General features: G+C 66.8%; 16 protein-coding genes and 3 pseudogenes. 10 read left to right on the top strand and 9 right to left on the bottom strand.

Annotation, left to right across the window (positions count from 1 at the left end; translation table 11 throughout):
- Positions 1-209 precede the first annotated feature (209 nt).
- A complete protein-coding gene (locus RHA1_RS01770; RefSeq protein WP_011593631.1) occupies positions 210-1,256 on the top strand; it encodes a helix-turn-helix domain-containing protein in 1,047 nt (348 codons plus the stop codon).
- A gap of 94 nt (positions 1,257-1,350) precedes the next feature.
- On the opposite strand, the pseudogene RHA1_RS01765 reads toward RHA1_RS01770, so the two are convergent.
- Positions 1,351-1,827, bottom strand: a pseudogene (locus RHA1_RS01765) (citrate/2-methylcitrate synthase); the annotation flags it as partial.
- Positions 1,828-1,840: 13 nt separating this feature from the next.
- Between RHA1_RS01765 and RHA1_RS48890 the strand changes: the two are divergent.
- Positions 1,841-2,150, top strand: a pseudogene (locus tag RHA1_RS48890) (AMP-dependent synthetase); the annotation flags it as partial.
- A gap of 139 nt (positions 2,151-2,289) precedes the next feature.
- Here the strand turns inward: RHA1_RS48890 and RHA1_RS01760 are convergent.
- The 3 genes from RHA1_RS01760 to RHA1_RS01750 form a co-directional block, all read right to left on the bottom strand.
- A complete protein-coding gene (locus RHA1_RS01760) occupies positions 2,290-2,877 on the bottom strand; it encodes a TIGR03086 family metal-binding protein (protein WP_011593629.1) in 588 nt (195 codons plus the stop codon).
- Between the two features lie 136 nt (positions 2,878-3,013).
- Positions 3,014-3,424: a VOC family protein gene (locus RHA1_RS01755; protein WP_041812286.1), complete on the bottom strand. Its 411-nt coding sequence runs from the start codon at positions 3,422-3,424 to the stop codon at positions 3,014-3,016.
- 83 nt (positions 3,425-3,507) lie between these two features.
- Positions 3,508-3,777 carry a DUF7218 family protein gene (locus RHA1_RS01750; protein WP_009472909.1) on the bottom strand — a complete coding sequence of 90 codons (270 nt, stop codon included), beginning with the start codon at positions 3,775-3,777 and terminating at the stop codon, positions 3,508-3,510.
- A gap of 178 nt (positions 3,778-3,955) precedes the next feature.
- Here RHA1_RS01750 and RHA1_RS50265 point away from each other — a divergent pair, with 178 nt between their 5' ends.
- Both RHA1_RS50265 and RHA1_RS01745 read left to right on the top strand, forming a co-directional pair.
- Positions 3,956-4,111: a hypothetical protein gene (locus tag RHA1_RS50265; RefSeq protein ID WP_167540917.1), complete on the top strand. Its 156-nt coding sequence runs from the start codon at positions 3,956-3,958 to the stop codon at positions 4,109-4,111.
- Between the two features lie 28 nt (positions 4,112-4,139).
- Positions 4,140-4,511 (top strand): annotated as a pseudogene (locus RHA1_RS01745) (DUF421 domain-containing protein); the annotation flags it as partial.
- A gap of 52 nt (positions 4,512-4,563) precedes the next feature.
- Here the strand turns inward: RHA1_RS01745 and RHA1_RS01740 are convergent.
- A complete protein-coding gene (locus RHA1_RS01740) occupies positions 4,564-5,529 on the bottom strand; it encodes a proline dehydrogenase family protein (RefSeq protein WP_011593624.1) in 966 nt (321 codons plus the stop codon).
- The gene (gene pruA, locus RHA1_RS01735) at positions 5,529-7,184 is read right to left on the bottom strand and encodes an L-glutamate gamma-semialdehyde dehydrogenase (protein ID WP_011593623.1); all 1,656 of its coding nucleotides are present in this window, start codon (positions 7,182-7,184) and stop codon (positions 5,529-5,531) included. The genes RHA1_RS01740 and pruA overlap by 1 nt, the downstream gene beginning before the upstream one ends.
- A 162-nt stretch (positions 7,185-7,346) precedes the next feature.
- On the opposite strand from pruA, the gene RHA1_RS01730 reads away from it, so the two are divergent.
- The gene (locus RHA1_RS01730) at positions 7,347-9,065 is read left to right on the top strand and encodes a PucR family transcriptional regulator (RefSeq protein WP_011593622.1); all 1,719 of its coding nucleotides are present in this window, start codon (positions 7,347-7,349) and stop codon (positions 9,063-9,065) included.
- Between the two features lie 8 nt (positions 9,066-9,073).
- On the opposite strand, the gene RHA1_RS01725 is transcribed toward RHA1_RS01730, so the two are convergent.
- Complete coding sequence (locus RHA1_RS01725) at positions 9,074-9,802, bottom strand: GntR family transcriptional regulator (RefSeq protein ID WP_009472903.1); 729 nt, start codon at positions 9,800-9,802, stop codon at positions 9,074-9,076.
- 52 nt (positions 9,803-9,854) lie between these two features.
- Here RHA1_RS01725 and RHA1_RS01720 point away from each other — a divergent pair, with 52 nt between their 5' ends.
- Complete coding sequence (locus RHA1_RS01720; protein ID WP_011593620.1) at positions 9,855-12,704, top strand: FAD-binding and (Fe-S)-binding domain-containing protein; 2,850 nt, start codon at positions 9,855-9,857, stop codon at positions 12,702-12,704.
- 74 nt (positions 12,705-12,778) lie between these two features.
- Here RHA1_RS01720 and RHA1_RS01715 read toward each other — a convergent pair whose 3' ends face one another.
- Complete coding sequence (locus RHA1_RS01715) at positions 12,779-14,203, bottom strand: amino acid permease (RefSeq protein ID WP_041810937.1); 1,425 nt, start codon at positions 14,201-14,203, stop codon at positions 12,779-12,781.
- Between the two features lie 296 nt (positions 14,204-14,499).
- Here RHA1_RS01715 and RHA1_RS01710 point away from each other — a divergent pair, with 296 nt between their 5' ends.
- Positions 14,500-15,630, top strand: a complete 1,131-nt coding sequence (locus RHA1_RS01710) for a PucR family transcriptional regulator (RefSeq protein WP_011593618.1) — start codon at positions 14,500-14,502, stop codon at positions 15,628-15,630.
- A 21-nt stretch (positions 15,631-15,651) separates the two neighbouring features.
- Here RHA1_RS01710 and RHA1_RS01705 read toward each other — a convergent pair whose 3' ends face one another.
- The gene (locus tag RHA1_RS01705) at positions 15,652-16,581 is read right to left on the bottom strand and encodes a LysR family transcriptional regulator (RefSeq protein WP_011593617.1); all 930 of its coding nucleotides are present in this window, start codon (positions 16,579-16,581) and stop codon (positions 15,652-15,654) included.
- A 170-nt stretch (positions 16,582-16,751) separates the two neighbouring features.
- Here RHA1_RS01705 and hglS point away from each other — a divergent pair, with 170 nt between their 5' ends.
- Genes hglS through RHA1_RS01690 form a run of 3 tightly spaced genes read left to right on the top strand, consistent with a single transcriptional unit; the run spans position 16,752 to position 20,941 of the window.
- Positions 16,752-18,200: a 2-oxoadipate dioxygenase/decarboxylase gene (hglS, locus tag RHA1_RS01700; RefSeq protein WP_011593616.1), complete on the top strand. Its 1,449-nt coding sequence runs from the start codon at positions 16,752-16,754 to the stop codon at positions 18,198-18,200.
- On the top strand, positions 18,201-19,757 hold the full coding sequence (gene amaB / locus RHA1_RS01695; protein ID WP_011593615.1) for an L-piperidine-6-carboxylate dehydrogenase: 1,557 nt from the start codon (positions 18,201-18,203) through the stop codon (positions 19,755-19,757).
- A gap of 35 nt (positions 19,758-19,792) precedes the next feature.
- Positions 19,793-20,941, top strand: coding sequence for a Glu/Leu/Phe/Val family dehydrogenase (locus RHA1_RS01690; RefSeq protein WP_011593614.1), 1,149 nt, complete (start codon positions 19,793-19,795; stop codon positions 20,939-20,941).
- The last annotated feature ends 84 nt before the right edge of the window (positions 20,942-21,025 follow it).

The raw sequence follows: 21,025 nt of genomic DNA, 5'->3' as shown, positions 1-21,025 counted from the left end.
TACCCCCTTTGCACTCCGCGACATCGTCACCGCGGGGGGCGGAACCACTGGCGCCGGAATTCGCAGGGTTCGCGAATCACGCCCCGACACGTATGCGGCTTTGTCACGGGTGGGAAATCGTGTTTCTTCCGCGTAAATAGGCGAGCGCGCGTTGACATGCGGTTTCCCCGCTCATAGCGTTGGGTTCACGCGAGGAGAGGGAGCTGTTCATGACGTCGTTGCCACCGCCTGATGGCGACCTCGTGCATGGGGACGGCTCGGATTGCCGGCCCGCGAACACGCCGGTGCTGCAACCGTCACTGTCGCGCGCCGGGTCGACACCTCAGCAGCGCCGCGAGGTGGTTCGGACCACCACGCTCGGCACCTGGATCGACACGATCCGCGACACCTTCGTCGCGCTGGATATCGATCCCGCCGAGCCCACGCACTTCACCGGCGCGGTCCACACCCGGCATTTCGCGCACCTGATGGCTGCCGACGTCACCGCGACATCGCAATCCTTCCGCCGAACGGCGAGGCTTGCCGACCGCCACCCACTCGATTTGATGCAGATCGGCATGGTGGTCGCGGGTGAGGGTCAGCTCATCCAGGACGGACGTACCTGCATTCTCGGCCCGGGTGATTTCGCCCTCTACGAGACCTCACGACCCTTTACCTGGAACCTGCATCCGGACTGGCACCTGCGCGTGTTCACCTGGCCGCGCGCCTCGGTGTCGCTCACCGAGAGCCAGTCACAGCAGTTGACAGCGCGAACCGTCAGCTCCACTTCCCCTGTGGGACAGTTACTGTCACCAATGTTGTCCAGGCTCCTCGTCGCCGACGGGGAGGTCTCCTCCGGAGGCGCGATCGGGCTCGCCGGCGGTTTGGCCGACCTGGCCATCACCGCGGCGCAGGAGGAATGTCAGCCCGACGATCCAGATGCCGCCATGCGGGAGTTGTACGCGAACATGGTGCAGTACATCGGACAGCACCTCGACGACCCGGACCTGTCCCCGTCCGGGATCGCGAAGGCTTTCTTCGTCTCCACCAGAACCGTCCACAGAGTGTTCGCGCGCTTCGACGCAACCGCTGCTGCCACGATTCGCGAACACCGCCTCGAGGCCTGCCGCCAAGCGATGGTGTCCCCACGCAACATCCCCCGATCCCTGACCGACATCGCAGCCCAGTTCGGGTTCATCGATCTGTCCGTCTTCAGCAGAGCATTCACAGCGACCTACGGCATCAGTCCGAGCCGCTACCGCGAACAGCACCGATGATCGAGGCCCGTAGGCCCATCCGCCGCCAGTAGGCGCCCGCCCGCGGACGGCGTCTTGCGCGGCTCGGCGTCGCGTTTCTCAACGGTGTCGACCTCTACGTCGAGGCGATCTGGTCCCAGCCGTCGACGGATTCGGGGGTGCGGGGCGCGGGTCCGGTGTAGATGGCGGCGGGGCGGACGAGCTTGCCGAGACGTTTCTGTTCGAGGATGTGGGCGCACCAGCCGGCGGTGCGGCCGCAGGTGAACATCGCGGGCATCATGTGCGCGGGGACCTCGGCGAAGTCGAGGATGACCGCGGCCCAGAATTCGACGTTGGTTTCGATGGCCCGCTCGGGGCGGCGCTCGCGCAGTTCGGCGAGGGCGGCCTGTTCGAGGGCGGCGGCGGCCTCGTAGCGGGGGGCGTTCAGGCGTTTGGCGGTGGCGCGCAGCACCCGGGCGCGGGGGTCTTCGGCGCGGTAGACGCGGTGCCCGAAGCCCATCAGCTTTTCCTTGCGGTCGAGGATGCCCTTGACCAGGGCGCGGGCGTCGCCGGACTTCTCGGTGTCCTCGATCATCGGCAGGACGCGGGCGGGGCCGGGGTAGACCCTCGCGATAATGGACGAGTCCGGCGCCGTGCTTCCCCCGGGACAGGTTGGCGAGGTCGTCGTTCGCGGCGCCAACGTGATGCACGGCTCTGTGGCGTCCGGAGGAGACAGACCGGACCATCGTCGACGGCTGGCTCCACACGGGCGACGTCGGCCGACTCGACGAGGACGGGTACCTCACCCTCGTCGACCGCATCAAGGACATGATCATCCGCGGCGGCGAGAACAGCTACCCCAAGTAGATCGAGAACGCACTCACCACCCACGACGGAGTCCTCGATGCGGCCGTCGTCGGAGCGCCCCACGAGGTTGAATAGCCGATGTCGGACACTGTTTCGTTCCCTTCGATTTGCCGTGTGATCCATGACACTATGCTCAGGGGGTGGTCCGAAATATTCTGCCGGGCTCGAGTTCGCCTCGAGCTTTGTCCGCGGCGGACAGTGCGGACTGCTACGTGGCGGCGGGAACCCACCGTGGGTCGCGGCCGGTCAGGCCGAGCAGTTGCTCGAGCAGTGGCGCGGAGTCAGGAACGGTCACCGGTGGCCCGAACAGTCCGGGCGTGCCGTGCGGGTTCTGGTCGGCCGATGACTTCGCGAACTCGTATGCGGCGCCGAGTAGTTCCGGTGTGCTGTCGAAGTTCTGACCGGTGGCGACGGCGAGGTCCCAGCCGTGCACGACGATCTCGTCCACCGCGACCGCTCCTGCGACGTCGGCCGGTAGGTCGAGCCCACCTGCCTGGGTCATCCCGTGCCACGCCGCTTCTTCGCGCCAGGCGCCGGCGAGAGCGGCCAGACGCTGGGGGATCCGGGTGCGCCAGTCAGCGCCGAGACGAGCGGCATCGGCGGAGGGTGGTTGGCTGCCCCCGGCCGGCGGGGTCTTCGTCGCGGCGGCGGTGAACGCAAGCGACAGCCCGTCGATGTGGTCGAGGAGATCACCGACGGTGAGCTCCGGGCACGGTGTCGGTGCTGTGAGTTGATCGTCGCGCACGGACTCGACGAGAGCGGTCATCACGTCGGTGGCGGGTTCGAGATCGAACATCTTCGGCACTCCTCGCGTCGGTCACTGTGCGGATCGGTGGCGGTTCCACGGTACGACCTGCTGCATCGATGGAGGTCGAAATCCAGGTCATCGGCCATGACGGGATCGAGTTCCCGGTGTCTGTCGCCAGGGCGTACTACCGGGGTTTGGCGATAAGCACTTCCCCCTCGAGTCCGTCGGGGTCGCGGAAGAAGATGCTCTGGACGGCGCCGAAGTCGTTGACGGCTCCGTCGCTGGCCGACTCGTCGATCAGACGTTGCCGAATCGTGGCGAATGCTTCGTGTGAGGCGGCCTGCAGGCCGAAATGATCGATGCGTCCCCGTCCCCACATGGGTGTTTGGCGCTCAGGTTCGGTGTTGCCTTCGATCACGAAGATGTTCAGTTCGGTGTGCGGGCCGATGCGGATGACGGTCATCGTTTCCTTGCCGTCGTCGCCGTGGGAGCGCGTGGGCCCGACGTCGGCGTCGAACACGTCGGCGTAGAACCGGCCCAAGCGGCCGGAATCCTTGGAGATCCAGGCGATGTGGTTGATACCGTCGAGCAGCACGTTGTTCTCCTGACCTTCGGGTTGCAACGGCTGGTGAGGCCTCGATCGCGCAGGATCGAACGGCCACATGCGCGGCCGCCCGGCTAGTGATTGCGAAGCTCGTCGATGAGCTCCTTCTTGTTCAGTTTCGAATAACCCTGCAAACCCAGCTCTTTGGCACGTTTCTGGAGCTCGTCGACCGTCCAATCCTCGTATGACTGCGACTTCCCGCCCGACTTTCCGACGTTCTCGCGCCCACGACTGGCCGCGGCATTGGAGATTCGTGCGGCCTTCTCCTTGGAATCGCCCTTCTCGCGGAGTTCCTCGTACATTTCCTGGTCTTTGAGTTGGGGTTGCGAATCCTTGCGTGCCATCTCGTGTTCCTCCCATCCGAAACATCGACGCTGCTGCATCTTCCGCCTACCCGTGCCACAAGCGAATCAAACAACGCCTCGTGTGCAGTGCAGTCGCGCGCAGTTAATTTCGACGTGTTCGAGACCCAGGGATACACCGGAGCCGTCCGCAGAAACCAGCGACGCTTCGCGGACCTACATGACGATCGATCCACCGCCCGGAGACACACTCACCCTGGGCTTCGACGCCTACATTCAGCCTTCGAGTCAGCTCGGCCACTCGGGATCGGTGTCGGTGTCCGAGAAGGGAGTCGACGTGGTCACCCTGGAGTTCACAACCTGGCTGGTGCCCTGATGGAGATCGTGATCCGTGCGGCGGTCCTGTCGTCATGGGCGACCTCTTTCAGCAGGGTGTGACGCAACAGGACTACTCCGTGACGTCCGCAGTCCTCGCGGTCGGAGTGTTCGCCCTGCTCACACTGGCCCTGGCATGGGCGAATGCGCGATTCCCCCGCGTGCGTGGGGTCACGCACGGTGTTCCCGTCATCATCGTTCGTGGCGGGATACCCGACCTGCAGCGTCTACGCACCGAGCGAATATCGCTGGACGACCTGATGGCGGATGCCCGGCAGAAGGGCATCCGCCGGTTCGACGAAATCGAGCTTGCTGTGCTCGAGACCAACGGCCGCGTCTCGTTCTTCACCCGGGCGGGCGGCGCGGGCGAAGGCGCGCCGGAGCAACCGGGCATCGCGTGAGATGCGGTGGGAGTCGCTCCTGCCTGGCGTACCGCGACGGCGTCCCGAGCCGTTACTTCGTCGAGGTCAGTGACCTGAGAAAGAAGGCCAGGTTGGCGGGGCGTTCGGCGAGACGGCGCATGAAGTAGCCGTACCACTGCTCGCCGTAGGGCAGATAGACCCGCACGTGTTGCTGCTGCTCGACCAGACGCAACTGCTCGGTGTCCCGGATGCCGTGGAGCATCTGGATCTCGAACTCGTCGGTGGTGCGACCCGTGGCCTTCGCCTGCGTCAGCGCGGCGTCGACCATGGCCGGGTCGTGGGAGGCGACCATCGGGTAGCCCTCGCCGTTCATCAGGATCCGCAGACACCGCAGGTAAGCCTCGTCGACCGCGGGCTTACCTTGGTAGGCAACAGATGCGGGTTCCTTGTACGCGCCCTTGCACAACCGGATCCGCGATCCGGGCCCGGAAAGGTCCCGGCAATCCGCTTCGGTGCGCTTCAGGTAGGCCTGCAGCACGGTGCCGAGAGTGGGAAAGTCCTCGCGGAGCTCTCCCACGATCGACAGGGTCGAGTCGGTGGTGGTGTGGTCCTCGGCGTCGACCGTGACCCAGACGCCGGCTTCCTCGGCCGCGGTACAGATCTTGTGGGCATTCTCGAGTGCCACGTTGTGACCGTCCCGGGGAAGGAACTGTCCGAGCGCGGACAGCTTCAGTGAGACCTCGATGCTGCGCGGCCGACCGCCGGAGTCAGTGGCCGGGGCACGCTGCGCCAGCGACGACAACAGCGTCAGGTAATGCGACACGGTGCCGGAGGCCCGCCCGAGATCGGTGGTGTCTTCGCCGAGGTAGTCGATGCTGATGTAGCGGCCGGAGTCGAGGATACCGGTGGTCGCGGCCACCGCCTGATCCTCGGTCTCGCCGGCGACGAACCGGTCGACGAGGCTCTTGGTCACCGGAATGCGACTGACCGTGCGTTCCATCCGCGGCGAGCGGGCTGCGGCGAGCAGGGCGGGCCGCAACAGATCCGCGGCCGCCATCAGATGTCCTCGGAGGAGTCGGCGGCCTGGTGGGGGTAGTGGTGGTCGGTGGCCGGGACGAACGTTTCCTTGATGGTGCGGGCGGAGGCCCAGCGCAGGAGGTTCTGCGGGGAGCCGGCCTTGTCGTTGGTGCCCGACGCGCGGGCTCCTCCGAAGGGTTGCTGTCCGACGACGGCGCCGGTGGGCTTGTCGTTGATGTAGAAGTTGCCGGCCGCGAATCGCAGGTCGTCGGTGGCCTGGGCGATCGCGGTGCGGTCGTCGGCGATGATCGAGCCGGTCAGCGCGTAGGCGGACCCCTTGTCGACCAGGTCGAGGACCTTGTCGAACGATCCGGCGGCGGAGTCGTCGTAGACGTGGACGGACAGGATCGGTCCGAAGTATTCGGTGCGGAAGGCCTCGTCGGTGGGGTCGTCACCGAGCAGGACGGTGGGGTCGACGAAGTAGCCGACGCTGTCGTCGACGTGGCCGCCGGCGGCGATGGTCAGGCTGGGGGTGGCCTTGGCGCGGGCGATGGCGTCGGCGTTGCGGTCGAAGGCCCGCTGGTCGATGACGGCGCCACCGAAGTTCGAGAAGTCGGTGACATCCCCGTATTTCAGCGTCGAGGCCTTCTCGATGAAGTCGTTGCCCATCTTCGCCCACACCGACTTCGGGACGAACGCGCGGGAGGCCGCGGAGCATTTCTGTCCCTGGTAGTCGAACGCGCCGCGCAGCAGGGCGGTGGTGAGGGTGTCGGGGTTGGCGGAGCTGTGGGCGAGGACGAAGTCCTTGCCGCCGGTTTCGCCGACCAGGCGTGGGTAGCTGTTGTAGTTCGAGATGTTGTCGCCGACCTGTCGCCACAGGTGCTGGAAGGTGGCGGTGGACCCGGTGAAGTGGATCCCGGCCAGGCGGGGGTCGGCGAGAACGATGTCGGAGACCTCGGCGCCGGGGCCGTTGACGAGGTTGATCACGCCGGGTGGCAGGCCTGCGGCCTCGAGCAGTTTCATCGTCCAGTACGCGGCGACGGCCTGGGTCTGCGACGGCTTCCACACCACGGTGTTGCCCATCAGGGCGGGTGCGGTGGGCAGGTTCCCGGCGATGGCGGTGAAGTTGAACGGGGTGATGGCGTAGACGAAGCCCTCGAGGGAGCGGTATTCGAGCTTGTTCCACACGCCGGGAGAGGAGATCGGCTGGTCGGCGAGGATCTGCCGGGCGAACTGGACGTTGAAGCGCCAGAAGTCGATCAGTTCGCACGGGGTGTCGATCTCGGCCTGGTACGCGGTCTTGGACTGGCCGAGCATGGTTGCGGCGGCGAGGGTTTCACGCCACGGTCCGGACAGCAGGTCGGCCGCGCGCAGGAACACTGCGGCGCGGTCCTCGAAGGACAGTGCCCGCCAGGCCGGGGCGGCGGCGGTGGCGGCTGCAACGGCATCCTGGATGTCCTGGGCGCCGGCATTGGTGAAGGTGCCCAGGACCGCGGCGTGCCGGTGCGGCTGCACGACGTCGATCGCGGGGCCGTTGCCGCGCCGGTGCGCACCGCCGATGACGTGGTGGATCTCGGTGGGATTCGAATCCAGCTCGGCCAACTTCGCCTGCAGTCGGGCGCGCTCGGCGCTCCCCGGTGCGAAGGAGCCCACCGGCTCGTTGATCGGCTGGGGCGTGGTGGTGACGGCGTCCATGGAACCTCCTACGGGGGTGTGGCGGCGAAGGAACCGCCGCTCGAACTAGACGTAGTCAACACCAGAACAGAGCCGAGTTATTGAGCCAACCGGACAATAAATGCTGATGAAGGTTGTACTGTTGGCTAAACCTGTTCTCACCTTCCGAACGGAGCGAGGCCGGTGCCTTCCGGAAATCGAAGTCCTGCCACAGCAGCCGCGGCGCCCGTAACTTCTGCCGAAACCATCACGCTGCGTGAGCTTCTCCGTGCTCTCGACACCGCGGTCGTCGAGCTGATCGACGCTCCCGCGGGTGACGACGTCGCCGTTGCATCGGTGGCACTCGTCGACAGCTCCGACCTGACGGTCGAAACCGAATCGCAATCTCCGATGCAGGACTTGTATCTCCATGTAGGGGTTGCCGACGCCGACGCCGTGCGCTGGTTCGACGACGTCTCCGGGCGGGCGCGCCGGCACCGGCCGCATGCGGTGATGTCGAAGACGGCGCACGAGTCGAGCGCAGTGCAGGCGGCGGCGCACCGTGCCGGCGTCGCCCTCGTGGCGGTGCACCCGAAGGCCCGGTGGGATCACGTGTTCCCGCTGGTCCAGCGCATGCTCGACCGCTCTCGCCGCGGGCGTGGCGCACCTGCGGACCCGGATCTGCTTGCCACGGACACCGACCTGTTCGGCCTCGCGCAGATCGTCGCCCAGAACGCCGGGGGGATGGTCTCGATCGAGGACGCCCAGTCGAAGGTGCTCGCATACTCTGCCTCCGACGAAGCGGCGGACGAACTGCGCGCCTTGTCGATCCTCGGCCGTGAGGGCCCACGCGATTACCTGCGGACACTGCAGAAGTGGGGAGTGTTCGACCGGCTCCGTGAAGGCGACGAGGTCATCGACGTGCCCGCGCACGAGGAACTCGCCACCAAGCGGCGCCTGGTGGTCAGCATCCGCCAGTCCACCGAGGACACCTCGACTGCACCGCGGCTTCTCGGTTCGATCTGGGTGCAACAGGGCGACGCATCGTTCAATCCGGATGCGGTGGACGTGTTGCGCGGCGCTTCGGCGATCGCAGCCCGGATCATCACCCGAAGTCTCAACGCCCCCTCCACCGAGGGGCTGCTGGTCCAACGGTTGTTCGGTGCGCGTGGTGGGGGCGTCGATGTTCCCTCTGTGGCCAGCGCCCTGAACTTGCCGATGAGCGGCGCGGCCGCTGTCGTCGGTTTCGCGCCGACCGGCTCGGAGAGCTCGACGGCCACCGGCGAGTTCGCCGGTATGGGCAGCATGCTCCGCCTGCACGCGAGCTCGTTCAGCCGCCATTCGGTCGCCACTGTGATCGGTGATCGCGCCTATGTGCTCCTTCCTCGCTACAAGTCCGCTGCGGGCGTCACCGCCTGGACGCGGCAGCTCGTCGACCAGTTCGAGGCCAAGCGGTCGATCGTGCTGCGGGCCGCGATCGCAGTTCCGGTTCCCGACCTCGCGCAGGTGGCCGCGGCACGGGTCGAGGTCGACCGGGTTCTCGACGGCACTGCCGCCACGTTCCCGGAGGGGCGGGTGACCACGCTCGCCGAATCCCGCACCGCGGTGCTGCTCGGGGAGATCCTCGACCTCGTCGGCGAACACCCGGAACTGCACGATCCGCGCGTCGATGCGCTGTACGAGTACGACCGCAAGCATGGTTCCAACCTGTGCGAGAGCGCCGAGACCTACCTCGCCGAGCACGGGGACGTTCGTAATGCCGCTGCCGCACTGAGCGTGCATCCCAACACGCTGCGGTACCGGATCCGCCGAGTGGAAGAGATCATCGGGATCGGTCTGCAGGACGCCGCCGACCGGCTCCTGTTCGCACTGCAACTTGCCGTGCACCGGCGCGCGACCCCGGAGAAGCCGCGGCAGGGGTGACGCGTTGGTCAGGAGATGACGGCAGACCAGATCTCGTCGACGGAGAGGCCGGAGTTTTCGCTGAGAACAGCTTGGGCGACAAGGAGTTTCCCGGTGTTGACCAGATGAACGCGCATGGCGGCTTCGGCTCCGTCGGGGTCCCCGGCGATGATGGCATCGATGATGGGCGCATGCTCGTCGTCGATGTCGGTGAGTGTTCTGGTCTTGTCGGCGGTGTTGGCCCCGAGTAGCCGGGTGGTCTCGCGAAGGGTCTTGACGATCGCGCGGGCTCGGGCGTTGTCGGCGGCGTCGAGAATCAGGTCGTGAAGCCCGAGATCATGATGGGCGAACTCGTGTTCGTCGCCGCCGGCGGCGGCGTCCTGCATCAGGCGTCGTTGCCGCTGCAGTGCATCCGAGAGCGTGGGGTCGGCCACGGCTGCGGCCTTGCGGACCGCGGGTAGTTCCAGGGCCAACCGGACTGCGAAGATCTCCGCGATCTCCTTCGGCTGGGGGAGAAGAATGCGGAAGCCCTGGCGTGCTTCGAACTTGATGACTCCCACTTCTTCCAGGCGCAGCAAAGCGTCCCGCACCGGGGTTCGGGAGATGCCCAGACCCTCGGCGAGTTGGTAGACCGAGTACTTCACTCCCGGTTTCATGCGGCCGTCGTCGATGGCCGCCCGCACCGCCGCGATCGCCTGCTCCATCCGTCGTCCCGCGAACGGGGTGAGCGGTTCGAGTTCGAGCGCTTCGTCTGCCACCCGATCACTGTAACAACACGGGGCTGTTCGTAGCATGCTAGGTGCATGTAGCATGCTACGAATGATCTCCGCTGAATCACTGGCCGCTGAGCTGCGCAGTTCGGGAGTGAGCGATGTTCTCTCCGACGGCACCACCCGCGCTGCCTATTCGTCCGATGCGTCCCTGTACCGGGTGCGACCGCTGGTCGTCGCGCGGCCGCGCCACGCCGACGAGGTCGCTGCCGCCCTCGCGGTGTGCCGCCGAGAGGGCGTGCCGCTGACCTCTCGCGGTGGTGGCACCTCCGTTGCAGGTAACGCCGTCGGGACGGGACTGATTCTCGACTTCAGCCGGCACATGAACCGGGTGCTGTCGATCGACAGGGACGCACAGACCGCCACCGTCGAGCCGGGCACGATTCAGACGGTGCTGCAGCAGGCCGTTGCACCGCACGGCCTACGATTCGGGCCCGACCCATCGACGTTTACGCGCTGCACCATCGGCGGCATGATCGGAAACAATGCCTGCGGTTCGCGCACGCTCGGATACGGCCGGACCTCGGACAACGTGAAGGGCCTGCACGTTCTGACCGGGACCGGGGAGTCGTTGCAACTGGGTTCGGCCGGCGAGGTGACGGCCTCCCCGGCGCTGAGTGCACTACAGCAGGTCACCCGCGCCGGTTTGGCGACCATTCGCACCGAGCTCGGGCAATTCGGCCGTCAGGTGTCCGGATACGCCCTGGAACACCTGCTGCCGGAAAATCGGTTCGACGTGACCCGCATGCTGGTCGGCACGGAGGGCACCCTCGCGGTGGCAACCCGCGCGACGGTCCGCTTGGTGTCCGAGCCCGCCCACCGCGTCCTGGTCGTGCTGGGGTACGCCGACATCGCGTCGGCGGGTGACGCGACCCCGCTGGTGCTGAAGTTCGATCCGACCGCCTGCGAGGGTATCGATTCCCGGATCGTCGAGGTGGTGCGCGAGCGCCGCGGCCCGGATGCGGTTCCGCCGTTGCCTGCGGGGGCGGCCTGGTTGTTCGTCGAGGTCGTCGGCGACGACCTCGACGAGACGATCGCCAGGGCCCAGCAGGTCGGACGGGACTGCGGAGCCGTGGACAGCCTCGTGGTCACCGACGAGGGGCGCACCGCCCAGCTGTGGCGGATTCGCGCCGATGGTGCCGGACTCGCCGGCCGCAGTCCTGCCGGCCTTCCCGCACACGCGGGATGGGAGGATGCGGCCGTGCCACCGGCCATGCTGGGCAACTACCTACGCGACTTCGACGCCCTGATGGACGAATTCGACGTCACCGGCTTGCCGTACGGGCACTTCGGTGACGGATGCATGCACGTGCGCATCGATTGGCCGCTCGACAAGCCCGGCGGCGACGGCATCTTCCGGGACTTCTTGGTCGCGGCGAGCACACTCGTCGCCGGCTACGGCGGATCCCTGTCCGGTGAGCACGGGGACGGCCGCGCCCGCAGCGAACTATTGCCACTGATGTACTCACCGGACGCGATGAAACTCTTTGCTGCCGTCAAGCACGTCTTCGACCCGGACAACATCCTCAACCCCGGAGTGGTGGTCGACCCCCACCCGGTCGACGCGGACCTGCGCATTCCCGCAGCCCCACTCCTGCGCCGCAACCTGGCCCTGGCCTACCACCACGACGACGGAGATTTCACCCAGGCGGTGCACCGCTGCACCGGCGTCGGAAAATGCCGGGCCGACAACACCGCCACCGGGGCAGTGATGTGTCCGTCGTATCATGCGACCCGGGAGGAGAAGGACTCTACCCGCGGCCGGGCGCGCGTGCTGCAGGAGATGATCAACGGCACCGACATCGACGGTGGCTGGCGATCGCCCGAGGTTCACGACGCCCTCGACCTGTGTCTGTCCTGTAAGGGGTGCTCCTCGGACTGCCCGACCGGTGTCGACATGGCCGCGTTCAAATCCGAAGTGCTGCACCAGAGCTACAAGGGCCGCATCCGCCCCGCCTCGCACTACTCGCTGGGATGGCTTCCGCGCTGGGCGAAGATCGCCAGCCACGCGCCCGGTCTGGTCAACGCCGCGATGCGCGTTCCCGGCATCGGACCGCTGGCGTTGTCGTCGGCCGGAGTGGACGAGCGCCGCACCATCCCACCGTTCGCGAAGCAGACGTTCCGGTCCTGGTTCAAGGCCACGGAGAACGACCGCGTCACGACCGGTGACCCGGTGCTGCTGTTCGTGGACTCGTTCACCAACTACTTCACCCCCGAGGTCGGGCACGCCACGGTGCAGGTGCTCGAGGCCGCCGGCTACCGGCCGCAACTGACCGACAAGCAGCAGTGTTGCGGGCTCACCTGGATCTCCACCGGGCAGCTCACCGCGGCGAAGAAGATCCTCGGCCGCACCGTGGATGCACTGTCCGGTAGTGCCGCGGCCGGAATTCCGATCGTCGGAATGGAGCCGTCCTGCACGGGTGTGTTGCGCTCGGACGCCGCGGAACTGCTCGGTAGGTCGGCGGCCGAACCGGTCGCCGACGCAACCCGCACCTTCGCGGAACTGTTGACGGACCGAGGGTGGGAACCGCCGTCTCTCGAAGGCAAGTCCGTTGTCGCGCAGCCGCACTGCCACCATCATTCGGTGATGGGATGGAGTCCGGACGCTCAGCTTCTCGAGAGGGCAGGCGCGCAGGTTCAGCGGCTGGGCGGATGCTGCGGATTGGCCGGCAACTTCGGGGTGGAGAAGGGGCATTACGAGGTGTCGGTGGCGGTCGCCGAGCAGCACCTCCTGCCCGCCGTGGCCGGGGCGGACGCGGACACCACGATCCTGGCCGACGGCTACTCCTGCCGGACCCAGTTGTCGGATCTGACCGATCGTCGCGGTGACCACTTGGCGCAATTGCTCGCCGCGCAGCTCGACGCCGACGCTGCGCGCCGACGGGACTGACCCCCCGGGTGTGCAGACACAAGGGTGGCGGCGGGTGAGACCGTGTCTGGTCTCACCCGCCGCCACCCGGGGTGTTACTTCGAGGCGGGCTTGGTGATCGGCCCGGGAGCGGGAGCGGAGATGTTGTTCGCGAGCGGGTTCTGCGGGTTGATGCGCCGGCGAAGCCGGTAGGCGATCAACGTCGCGATGAGTGCTCCGACGCTCAGGGAGAGCTGCGAGCGGGACGATTCGACGTAGAACATCGACACCAGCACGGCGAGGATGCCGCCGGCGGCGAGGATCGACAGGTAGGGGAACAGCCACATCTTCAGGCGGAGTTGCGCGACTTCTTCACGGGTCATCAGGCCGCGCAGTTTGATCTGCGACATCGCGATCATGAGGTAGACCATCAGGATGGTGGCGCCGGAGGCGTTGAGCAGGAAGGCGAAGACGGTGTCGGGGGAGAGGTAGTCGAGGCCGATGCAGGCGAAGCCGACGAGGGTTGCAAGAAGCAGCGAGTTGCGGGGGACGCCGTGCTTGTCCAGCCTTGCGATGCTCTGTGGCGCATCACCTTTGTGCGCGAGGGTGAAGAGCATCCGCGAGGAGGTGTAGAGGCCGGAGTTCAGGCAGGAGAGTACGGCGACGAGCACCACAGCGTTCATGATGTCGGGTCCGCCAGGGATGCCCATGTGGGTGAGGGCGTCGACGAACGGCGACTGGCCGACCTTGACGTCGGTCCAGGGGACGATGATGGCGAGCAGCAGCACGGAGCCGATGTAGAAGAACCCGATGCGGGCGATCACGGAGTTGGTGGCCTTGGCGACGGCCTTCTCCGGCTCGGCGGATTCGGCGGCGGCGATGGTGGCGATTTCGGGGCCGACCATGGAGAAGACGGCGACGACGACGCCGGAAAGGATGACGGTCCAGCCGTTGGGGGTGAAGCCGCCGTGATCGGTGAGGTTGGAGAAGTCGGCGGAATGGCTGGGCCACAGGCCGAAGACGTAGGCGGCACCGAGGCCGAGGAACAGCAGGATCGCGGCGACCTTGATGCCTGCGAACCAGTACTCGAACTCGCCGAAGTTGCGGACCGAGCGGAGGTTCGTGGCGACCATGGCCAACAGCAGGACGACCGCCATCACCCAGGAGGGCAGGTCGATCCAGCGCTGCAGCAGTTTGCCGCCGATGACGGCTTCGGCGCCGACCGCGACGACCCAGAAGAACCAGTACAGCCAGCCGGTGGTGAAGCCGGCCCACCCCCCGAAGGCCTTGCGGGCATAGCCGGCGAACGATCCGGTCGACGGGTTGGTGGTGGCCATTTCGCCGAGCATGCGCATCACGAGGACGATGACGACACCGGTGATGGCGTAGGACACGAATGCGGCGGGGCCGGAGGTGTGCAGCAGGGCGCTCGAGCCCACGAAGAGGCCGGCACCGATGACACCCCCGATCGCGATCATGGTGAGGTGTCGTTGTTTCAGAGACTTCTGCAACGTCTCGGGCGGTTGTTCGAGAGTGGACATCAAACGCTCCAAAGGTCGAGTCGGACACGAGATCGAAAGCGCGAGCTGTGCCCCGGTGGTCGCAGGCGTGATCGGACGCCGCGATACCGTGACGGGCCGGGGACGGAAATGCGGTCCTGGTCCCGGCGAGATGGCGAACTTCCGTTCGTGTGTGATCAACGTAACGGCCCACCACGTAGCATGCTAGGGACATGTGCCAGAACTTTCCGCCCCGTCAGTCAGACACATGTATGGCCGATTCCGAATGATCGCCATAGTTATCGCTCACGAAATACGCTGTTCACGGAGATGGTGAAGTGAATCTCGATGAAGTGGTCACCGAGGTGGCCGAACGCCTGTCGGCATCGGTCGTCCTGGTCGACCGGGCCTTTTCGCTGATCGCCTACAGCACCCAGTCGCCTGACGTCGACAAAGATCGGGTGCAGTCGATCCTTACCCGCAGTTGCCCGCCGGAGGCGCGCGCGTGGTACGAAAGCTTCGGGATTGCCGATACCACGCGCCCGGTGATCACGCCAGAGAATCCGGATATCGAAGCGTCGTCGCGGATCTGTCTTCCGGCTCGCTACGCAGGCGCGGCGTACGGATATCTGTTCGTCCTGCCGGATGAGAACAGCGCCGTGTCCGACGGCGATCTCGCCGCCGCAATGTCCCTGGCCGGCCAGGCCGGCGCGCAACTCGCACACACGGCCCGGGGTCGTGACGATATGGCGGTCGCCGTCGTAGACCTCCTCGAAGGCGACCGAAAGGCTTTTGCCCGTGCGATTACTCGCATCGAAGAGTCCGGGCTCTTGCCAGATGGCGGCGCGTTGACCGTGCTGGCCGTCGACGGTTTCCTGCCCGCCCCCGGCGCACGCGCTCTGCTGGCACCGATCGGATCGTTGACCGCGGTGATGCTCCCCGCCGGCGGCGGCGCCGTCGACCCCGTTCGGTCCGTTGCCGAAAGCGGTGCGGGTGCCGGAGCTCTGGTCGGGGTGGGGGGTTCGCACCAGGGGTTGCGGTCTGCCCGCCGAAGCTGGCAGCAAGCCAAACTCGGCGTCCGGGTCGCCCGGCACGACGAATCGATGGGACCGATCGCGTACTGGGAAGAACTCGGCATCTACCGGCTGTCCTCGTGCGGGCCCACCAGCGTCGTCGCCGATGCAGTCCTCACCCCGTCCGTGCGGGCCCTGCTCGACCACCGCAACGTCGACCTGCTCGTCACCGCACAGACTTACCTGGACCAGGCCGGTGACACCGGCGCAACGGCCGGTGTCCTCGGCATTCACCGTCAGACGCTGTACTACCGCCTCGCGAAGATCGAGGAAATCACCGGCCTCGATCTCTCGGTGGGTGCGCAGCGCCTCGAGTTGCATGTCGGCCTCACGCTCGGGCGCTTCATCTTCGAGCACCTCGGAACCGAAGAGGGCGGCAACGGCGAGCAGACCTGACCGCTGTGTCCGATCGGGCGATCAGATCTTCTCGCCCGCCGTCGACGCCGGGTCGACCGCGGCGCGAACGATGTCGGTGATGGCCCGCACCGTAGGCCTGGTCTCCGAGCCGGCGAGACGGATGAGGACGATTCGCCGACCGATCTCCTGCTCGAGGTCGACGCGGATGATCGGCACCGAACTGTTGAGCCTGATCATCATGTCGGTGACCGGAGCGGCCCCCAGTCCCTTTCCGGCCAGCGCCAGAGACACCGCGGTATCGACGATTTCGTGCCGCACAATCGGCTCGAAACCCTCCTGACGGCAGGCGATGCGGACAGCGCGACCGAACTGGGTCTCCGCGGGAGGCAGAATCCAGTTCCACTCCGCGGCCTCGCGCAGATCGATGGTCCCCTCGGTGCGGATGCCGTAGGCGCCGGAGGAGACGGCGAGCCCGAATCGCTCGCTGCGCAGGGTGATCATCTCGATATCCGGTGTGCGGGGCATCGGTGAATTGGGGTAGTCCAACCCGAAGGCGACGTCGACCTGGCCGCGTTGGACCGCGGTGGCGGCCTCGTCGACGTCGAGTTCACGGCTGCTCAGGGCGAGATGCGGGTACTTGCGCTGCGCTGCGGCCACCACCGGTGGCAACAAGGCCGCGGCGGTACTGCCGAAGGTGCCGAGAAGAAGAGGCGCAGCGACATCGTCGTGCACCGCACGCAGCGCGTCGAGGGCAGTCTGTTCCGCGCTCAAGATCTTCACCGCATGCTCGGCGAGGACGGTGCCGGAATCGGTGAGCACGACATTGCGCCCCACCCTGGTGACGAGCCGGGAGCCGACGGCTTTCTCCAAGGCTGCGATCTGCTGCGATACGGCCCCCGCGGTGTACCCGAGTTCCTCGGCGACCGCGACCATCGTTCCGCGCCGGGCCAGCTCTCGAAGTGCGACGAGGTGCGCCAAGCTCATATTCATATAGAGATTCTAAACGGTTGTGGCTAACTTTCTTCGCTGGTGCTATTGATTTCCGCGGACCACGATGAACGTGCGGAACGAAACGTCGGACACGTCGGGGCTCTTCGGAGCCGGCCGGCGACCACGATCTCGATCTCACCCGATCCTCATCGACCCTGGAGTTGCACGCCATGCCGATCACCCAGCAGTGGGAACTGCGCGCCGAGTTCGCTCGCCGTCTCTCGCACATGTACGGGAAGGAAGTTCCCGCATACACCACGTTGCTCGAGGTATCGCAGGCCGTCAACGACACCGTGTTGTCGAATCTCGGTGCGGGCGCAGAACGTCTGGGTTCCATCGCCCGGGTCACCGCCGAACGTCACGGTGCCATCCGAGTGGGCACCCCCCAGGAGATGGCCCAGGTCGCCCGCGTGTTCGCGGCCATGGGCATGTACCCGGTCGGGTTCTACGACCTGCGCGAGGCCGCTGCCAGTTCGGTGCCGGTCGTCTCCACGGCATTCCGTCCGACGGACCCGGACGAACTGGCGCGCAACCCCTTCCGGGTGTTCACCTCCATGCTGGTGCCCTCGGATCGCCGCTTCTTCAGCGCCGATCTGCAGCAACGCCTCGAGAGCTTCCTCGCCAAGCGCCGGCTGTTCACCGCCGAACTGCTGGTACTCGCCGACCGGGCCACCGAGTACCGGGGACTGAATTCCGGTGACGCCGAGATGTTCCTGACGTTGGCCACTGCGGCATTCAAGCTATCCACCGAGGCCGTCGACCGCGCCTGGTACCGCGAACTCGAGCAGGTTTCCTCGGTGGCCGCCGATATCGGTGGCGTCGCCAGCACACACATCAACCACCTGACCCCCCGCGTGCTCGACATCGACGGTCTCTACGCCCGCATGGAGCGTCGCCGGATCGACATGATCGACACGATCCAGGGTCCGCCGCGATGGGCCGGTCCGGATCTGCTGCTGCGGCAGACCTCGTTCCGGGCTCTCGCCGAACCGCGGGTGTTCCGCGAGGCCGACGGCACCGTCGAGAAGGGTTCACTGCGAGTGCGTTTCGGTGAGGTCGAAGCCCGCGGCATCGCCGCCACCGTCCGCGGCCGCGAGGTCTACGACCGGTTGACCGTCGAGATCGAGCAGGCGGTCAGGGAGGCGGCCGCGACCGCGCCGGTGCCGGCCGAGGCACGCAACGAGATCGCTGCGGAGCTGTGGAACCAGCAGGTGCCCGCCACCGAACAGGGGCTCGCGCTCCACGATCTGGCGTACTTCACCTACCGGGTCGACAACGACAAGCAACGCAACGGCACGATGCCCGAACGATCGCTACAGGATCTGATCGATCAGGGCTGGGTCCGCCCGGAGCCGATCGTCTACGAGGACTTCCTTCCGAAATCCGCGGCCGGGATCTTCCAGTCCAATCTGACCTCGGACGGACACAAGGACACCACACAGTCGACGACCGATATCGACGCCGCCTGGATGGAAGGAGTTCTGGGCCGCACACTGCACAACCCGTACACGCTCTACGACGGGATCCGCCGCGCTTCCCTCGATCACGTTGCCAACCAATTGGGAATCCGCGGACCCATCGAAGAACCGGCACCCATCGCTACCCAAGGAGTCAAGTAAATGAGCACCGCTGTCGCCGAGACCATCGCCCTTCCCACCACCGACGAACTGCGCACTCTCGCACGCACCAGCCTGCAGCGGTGTGGGGTCGACCCGGCCGTACTCGATACCGCAGGGGTCGAGAACACCATCACCACCCGCTCCCCCGTCACGGGGGAGAGCCTCTTCGACTATCCCGCCGCCGACGCCACCGACGTCGAGGCCGCGATCGATGCCGCCCACGAGGCCTTCCTGCAGTGGCGCACCGTTCCCGGCCCGGTCCGCGGATTCCTGATCAAACGCCTCGGCGAACTGCTCACCGAGCACAAGGAAGACGTCGCCAACCTGATCAGCATCGAGGTCGGCAAGATCCGCTCGGAGGCCCTCGGCGAGGTCCAGGAAATGATCGACATCTGCGACTTCGCGGTCGGTCTGTCCCGGCAGCTCGACGGCCGCACCATGCCCTCGGAGCGTCCCGGACACCGACTGATGGAGACCTGGCACCCGCTCGGTGTCGTCGGTGTCGTCTCGGCGTTCAACTTCCCGGCCGCGGTGTGGTCCTGGAACCTGGCTCTTGCCATCGTCTGCGGTGACTCGGTGATCTGGAAGCCCGCGCAGCTGACCACCCTCACCGCCGCCGCCTGCTCGGCGCTGTTCGACCGTGCCGCAAAAGAATCCGGCGCCCCGGCCAACCTGAATGTCCTCGTCTCGGCGAGTGCCGCCGACACCCAGGCCCTGATCGACAGCCCGAAGGTGCCGTTGATCAGCGCGACCGGTTCCGAGCGGATGGGCGAGCAGATCGCTCCCCGCGTCGCCGCCCGGTTCGGCCGCGCCATCCTCGAGCTCGGCGGAAACAATGCTGCAATCGTCACCCCGTCGGCGGACCTCGACATCGCCACCCGCGGAATCGTCTTCGCCGCCGCCGGCACCGCCGGCCAGCGCTGCACCTCGATGCGCCGCATCATCGTCCACCAGGACATCGCCGACGAGCTGATCGACCGGATCTCCCAGGTCTACGGCCGCCTCCCGATCGGCGACCCGTTCGCCGACGGCACCCTCGTGGGCCCGCTGATCGACGGCAAGTCCCACGCCAACATGACCGCAGCCCTCGACAAGGCTGTCGCGCAGGGCGGCGAGATCCTCGTCGGCGGCAAGCGCCGCCCGAGCAGCGAAAGCTCGTACTACGTCGAGCCGGCGATCGTGCGGATGCCAGCCCAGAGCGAGATCGTCAAGGACGAAACCTTCGCCCCGATCCTCTACGTTCTGACGTACGACACGTTCGAGGAAGCGATCGCCCTGCACAACGACGTCCCGCAGGGTCTGTCGTCGTCGATCTTCACCACCGACCAGCGTGAGGCGGAGCGGTTCATCGCCGCCGACGGTTCGGACTGCGGCATCGTCAACGTCAACATCGGCACGTCCGGCGCCGAGATCGGCGGCGCGTTCGGCGGCGAGAAGACCACCGGCGGCGGCCGCGAATCCGGCTCGGACGCCTGGCGCGCCTACATGCGCCGCGCGACCAACACCATCAACTACTCCCGCGAGCTGCCCCTGGCTCAGGGCGTCAACTTCGGCTGACATCCCCCTATCGAATCGCACGAGGAGCAACGACGATGTTCGAATTGATCGACGAATGGGGTCCGGAGAAGGTCGTGTGTGTCTCCGATGCACGCACCGGCATGCGCGGCGTTCTCGTCATCGACAACACCGCCCGCGGAATGGGCAAGGGCGGCACCCGCATGTCCACCACGGTGAGTGTCGGCGAGGTCGCCAGGCTGGCCCGCAACATGACCTGGAAGTGGGCGGGGGTCGACCTGTTCTACGGCGGGGCCAAGGCCGGCATCTGGGCCGACCCGACTGCCTCCTCCAAGGAGGCGGTCCTGCGTGCCTTCGTCCGGGCACTCCGCAACGAGGTCCCCGAGGAGTACGTCTTCGGGCTCGACGTGGGATTGACCGAGAAGGACGCCGCGATCATGCTCGACGAGGTCGGCGGACGCGGCGGCGCGGTGGGCACCCCCCACGCGCTCGGTGGGCTCCCGTACGACCAGCTCGGGGTCACCGGCCACGGTGTCGCGGAGTCGGCCGACGCCGCCGCGCAGGCCCTCGGCCTGTCCACCGGTTCGCTGAGCGTGTCCATCCAGGGCTTCGGAGCGGTCGGAGCTGCGAGCGCGAAGCGCCTCGCGGAACTCGGGGCCACCATCGTCGCTGTGTCCACCTCGCAGGGCGGCATCCACAACCCGGACGGGCTCGACGTCGCCACCTTGCTCGATCTGCGCGATCAGTACGGTGACGGACTCGTCGACCAGTACTCCGACGCCAAGCCTCTCGCTGCCGGGGAAGAACTCTCGGTGACCGCGGACATCCTGATCCCGGCGGCGTTGCAGGACGTCATCGACGCCGATCTCGCCCGCACGTTGCCGGCCAAGATCGTCGTCGAAGGCGCAAACCTGCCGAGCAGCCCCGAAGCACAGTCGGTGCTGTTCGACCGCGGCGTGACCGTGGTTCCGGATTTCATCGCCAACGCCGGCGGTGTGGTCGCCGCAGCCGTGGCGATGGATGCCCGCTACTCCGGAATCCGCCCCGAACCGGCAGCCGTGTTCGACAACATCTCGAACAAGCTGCGCGCCAGCACCATCGACACCCTCGATGCGTCGAAGGCTCAGGGGCGGACCACTCACGAGGTGGCCCGCGCCACCGCTCAGGAGCGCGTGCGCGAAGCCATGGTGCTCCGCGGGCGTTCCCCGCAGAACGCCGCGTTCTAAAGGGTTCGGAACCCCCCACGCGCAACTGTGTGACCCCACTCCGGTCAGCGGGCGCGCGCCATAATTCCAGGCAAGCCATCGACC

The sequence above is a fragment of the Rhodococcus jostii RHA1 genome, from assembly GCF_000014565.1.
In the GTDB taxonomy this organism is placed as follows: Bacteria; Actinomycetota; Actinomycetes; order Mycobacteriales; family Mycobacteriaceae; genus Rhodococcus_F; species Rhodococcus_F jostii_A.
This window is presented reverse-complemented; position numbering and strand designations above follow the sequence as displayed.